The sequence below is a fragment of the Mesorhizobium sp. WSM4815 genome, from assembly GCF_055811575.1.
The window spans coordinates 1-4,408 of record NZ_JBVVQS010000056.1; the positions used below are offsets into that span (position 1 = coordinate 1).

The 4,408-nt window shown below is 57.9% G+C and carries 3 protein-coding genes and 2 pseudogenes; 4 read left to right on the forward strand and 1 reads right to left on the reverse strand.

Annotation, left to right across the window (positions count from 1 at the left end; translation table 11 throughout):
• Positions 1 to 232 precede the first annotated feature (232 nt).
• Positions 233 to 397: a low affinity iron permease family protein gene (locus tag AC0L2B_RS00305; RefSeq protein WP_473743651.1), complete on the reverse strand. Its 165-nt coding sequence runs from the start codon at positions 395 to 397 to the stop codon at positions 233 to 235.
• A gap of 22 nt (positions 398 to 419) precedes the next feature.
• On the opposite strand from AC0L2B_RS00305, the pseudogene ligD reads away from it, so the two are divergent.
• From ligD to dapB, 4 genes and pseudogenes are all read left to right on the forward strand, one after another.
• Positions 420 to 824: pseudogene (ligD, locus tag AC0L2B_RS00310) on the forward strand (non-homologous end-joining DNA ligase LigD); the annotation flags it as partial.
• Positions 825 to 2,103: 1,279 nt separating this feature from the next.
• Positions 2,104 to 2,340: pseudogene (locus AC0L2B_RS00315) on the forward strand (SOS response-associated peptidase family protein); the annotation flags it as partial.
• A 124-nt stretch (positions 2,341 to 2,464) separates the two neighbouring features.
• Positions 2,465 to 3,343, forward strand: a complete 879-nt coding sequence (locus AC0L2B_RS00320) for a dienelactone hydrolase family protein (RefSeq protein ID WP_473743653.1) — start codon at positions 2,465 to 2,467, stop codon at positions 3,341 to 3,343.
• A 144-nt stretch (positions 3,344 to 3,487) separates the two neighbouring features.
• Positions 3,488 to 4,270 (forward strand): 4-hydroxy-tetrahydrodipicolinate reductase, encoded by a 783-nt coding sequence (gene dapB, locus AC0L2B_RS00325; protein ID WP_473743654.1) that lies wholly within the window; start codon positions 3,488 to 3,490, stop codon positions 4,268 to 4,270.
• Positions 4,271 to 4,408 lie beyond the last annotated feature (138 nt).

Sequence of the window (4,408 nt, forward strand, 5' to 3'; positions counted from 1 at the left end):
CGCAAGATCATCAAAGTCATCGAGTGACCTAAGCGACTGGGATCACAGCCCGCGGTGCCGAAAGGTATAGCAGGACATTAAATCTGGAAGTCGGTCTGATCCAACAGACCATTGCCAGTCCTCTCCCGTAGGCAATGGTCTGTCGGCTCATCCGGTAACTTGCGGCCCAACCCAACGCATTGGGGCTGCAACGGTTTCGCGCGGCTATGCCGGGTCTCGTTATCGGTCAATCTCATTGCTGCTTTCGCTCTCGTTCTCTTTCAATCTCTTCAGGTTCCTCTTTGTCGATCTTGACCGTCTCGGTATCAGCCTTGCCGACCGCGCGAAGCAGTTCGTCCGTCTTGGCGTTCATGGCCTGAGTATCGCGATATTCGGCGCGCTGGACGAAAAGAGTCATGGCCCGTGTCGCTAGCGTCGCAATCGAATGGGAGCTAGTCGCCGGCACGGCACTGACGTTGCGCGACATGCTGCGGTCAGAAGGTCTCGATAGCTGGCCCAAACTGACCGGCGGCAAAGGCGTGCATGTGATGGCGCCTTTGCAGGCCGTCATCACCCACGACGCCGCCAGGCTGTATGCACGTAAGCTGGCACAGCGACTCGTCGGCAAGCAGCCTGAACGCCATGTTGTCTCGGCCGCGCCGTCCGCTCGCAATGGGCGCATCTTTCTCGATTATCTCCGCAATGGGCGCGGGAACACGGCTGTGGGCGCCTATTCACCACGTGCCCGCCCAGGCTTTCCGGTCGCGGCTCCCGTTAGCTGGAACCAAGTTGAAAAGGGGATTCTGCCGGACGCCTTCACGCTGCAAAGCCCACCTCAGCGTTGAGTTATCGCAACGCCCCTTGGGGCGGGCAATTCCTTGTGTTTTTCGAAGATCGCTAGCTTCTGCGGATAAGTGATCCGCACCTTAGCGGGAGGGGATGGAGAGGCCGGCGACACAGGGTCAAGCGGGGATGATCGGCCGTGTGATGCACCTGCACGGTAAGGAGACCTGCCGCATGCTTCGCCACAAGATTTTCGGGGGGGAATACTAAAAAAGTGGCCTTGCGTTGTTTCCCGCCGACGTCCTATCTAGCCCGAACTACTTTCAGTCTGAGGGGCGGGTATGAAACAGAATCAGGAAGGCAATCGGCGGTCATCCGTAGGCAGCGCATTGGCCATCGGGCTTTTGATATCGAGCATATCTCTGGGAGGGTGCACTACAGTTTCAACTAGCGGTGCGAATCGATGGCTTACGAAGTCAAATTTTGACAGGGTTGACGGCGCAATGGCTAAGAAAGGCATGATGCCCGCAGCAATCGACTGCCGGTTCGATAGCACAGCTCCGGGCAAAGCGGCCTATGGATCAAAAGTTACGTGGAAACCTGTCCCCCCCAGAGACATTCGCTGGGTAATGCATGTCGGCACTCCCGATTACGTTGCGAGCAGTGAGGCTAAATCACGCGCAATCGGCCTTCACCGCGTGTTTTCGAAAAGGGTTCGTGACAAAGCAACGGGTCAAGTAGTTCAGTGTTCGATCTCGACGGATTGATCCTCTCAGCGGCGCCGACCATCTGGAAGGGACTAGTCCCGACCGTGCCAACGGTGGGAGTCATGGCGGGCGAGGCTTCGTGAGCAGGTGAGCGCGCGCAAGGTGGTGAGCGGAGGAGGAGCGGGACGGTGAAGGCGGCATATGTGTGTTTAGTTGCGGGTGTGCTTTCGGGGTGCGCCGCTCAATCTCAAATATCTGTAAATGGAAGGCCATACTATGGGATTGATCCTAATTTTCTGATGCTGAAGCGTATGGCAGATACAGGGCTCATGCCCATTTCAATCTCATGCCAAATGCCTCGGTCAGGACCTGCTGCCAAGTCGCCAGAGGGCAACCAAGAAACACTCAGATGGACGAAAGCGCCCAAGGGGCATTTGGGATGGTCAATCATCGTAGGTGAATCTGCTGGAGCTCAAGCTGAACGAGCGGCGGCAAAAGCAAAGGGGTTTCGCAAGGTCTCTACCGACAGCTTTTACCAGTCCGTAGCGCGTAAAAGGATGAAATGTGAGCTTTGGAGCGCGCAGTAGCGGGAACCCAAGGTGTTTGTCCATCACCTCGTTTAGAATGCCCAGCCGACTCCCCGTTCATGGCGATCGCCGCGTTGTGGAAAGAAGGCGCCGGCAACAAGCCGCCTACGTTCACCATGCTCACGACTGCGCCGGGGCCGGACGTGGCGCCTTACCACAACCGACAAGTCGTTGTGCTCCAGCCGGCGGACTGGGCAGCCTGGATCCACCCCGAAGCTGAACTTTTGCGACCGTTGCCGAGAGGGTCACTCGCGGTCGAGACGGTGCGGCGGGGGAGCCAATAGCTGCTTAGCGCCCAGGGCGGTCGTTAAAGCGATCACGGTCGAGCGGCCGAAGCCGACCCATTGAAGACCTTGCCGGTCAGCGCATAAGCTCGGTCGATAAGAAGTCTGAGGGACTGGAGCCGAGATGCACACCCGCTGGATCGACTTTGGCCTACCAGCCTTCCTTCGAAATGCAGCCAGACTGATCTTCTGCGGTATCATCATTTGTCTTGGAATTTTTCATTCGAATGCCGACCAGTTGGTGAAGTTCAAAAGCGCCTCATTCCAGCCGACACCGTTTCAGACGCGCATGGCGCGGGAGCGTGGCGAAAAACCAAAAGTTTTTTCCGGCGCGCCGATACGGGGATTCCTGACACGCCCATCAGGGGATGGACCGTTCCCGGCTGTCGTCCTGCTTCACGGCTGTGCCGGCCTTGGCCTCCGAGAAAGAGAGGCCTGGTCAAGAAGATTGTCGTCCTGGGGGTATGTCGTATTAGCCGTCGACAGTTTCACGACGCGCGGCATCCGGCATACCTGCGACCGGCTGTTTTACGATCGGGTCAACGACGCCTACGGCGCCTTGGAATTCCTCACCACGCTCGGCTTCGTCGACTCTCGACGCGTCGCGGTAATGGGGTTCTCCGCTGGCGGAATCGCTGTGCTGCAAGCCGTCCAGCTTGGCGCTGCGGAAGCGCTTATGAAGCAGAAATTCCAAGCTGCGATTGCCTACTACCCCTCATGCTCGGTAACGAGTGGTGAGATGGCCGTTCCGACCTTGATCCTAATCGGCGAACGCGACGATTGGACCCCGGCGGCGGCCTGCCGGAAAATGATGGAGCAACGCAGCGGCAAAGGGAGCCCCGTCAAACTCATCGTCTACCCGGACGCCCCGCACTCATTCGACGCCGAGAACCTGAAAACGGGCATCTCGTCCTTCGGCCACTTCCTGCAATACAATGAACTCGCCGCCAATCGCTCGTTTCAGGATTCACACGTTTTCCTGAGTGAAACGCTTGGACACTGATCCAGACAGACACTTGTGCCGCAAGGCCGCTTTCCATCACCCCGTTGCGGACCTTAGACGTTGTCGCGATGGGCCACTTCTGCGACGGTACAAAATCGATACGAAACTGTCGATTTTAATCTTGATGTTGCTAAGGGAAGAACATTGGTGCCTGCTATTAGAATCGCTGTCGCTGGCGCGCAGGGCCACATGGGCAGAGCATTACTCGCTGCTGTCGCCGCAGCACCTGCCTTTTCGCTCGTAGGAGGCTTCGGACGCCCCGAAAAAGTCGTCGACGGATTGATTCATGTTGACGCAGCGCTCCGCGCTGCGGATGTCGTCGTGGATTTCACGACCGGCCAAGCATCGGCGGCGCTTGCAGAAAAGTGCGCCGCGATGGGTCGACCAGCAATGGTGATCGGCGCAACAGGGTTTGAGGACACTCACCTCGCTCGGATCGCCGAGGCGGCACGTAAAATAGCGATCGTGCGTTCAGGCAACTTCTCCCTTGGCGTGAACATGCTGGTGGGCCTAGTTGAGCGCGCCGCGCGCTCTTTCCCAGCTGAAGTTTGGGATATCGAGGTCCATGAAGCTCACCATCGCCGGAAGATCGATGCACCATCTGGAACGGCGCTGATGCTAGGCGAAGCAGCGGCCAGTGGTCGGGGCGTTCCGCTTGCTCCCGTCGAACGGCGCGGGCGCGATGGCATTATTGGCGAGCGAGCGCTTGGTGAAATCGGGTTTTCCGTATTGCGAGGCGGCGGCATCATTGGAGAGCATAGTGTGGTATTTGCCGCCGACGAAGAGATTCTGACACTGTCGCATTCCGCTTTGGATCGCGGCATGTTCGCGCGCGGTGCGTTGACTGCCGCACGCTGGGTTTCAGACCATAAACCCGGCGAATACGACATGCAGGACGTTCTCGGGTTGTCGCCAATCTCCCGCTGAGTTTGCAACTGCCGCAAGGACTGCTCTTCATCCTTTGCTGCAATTCGATTTGGGTATCAACCGTCAGGTTTTCACCTGTATGGGGCGATGAGTGTCAAGCTTGATCTTGCTTCGTTTCATCATCTCCTTGTTCGGCCA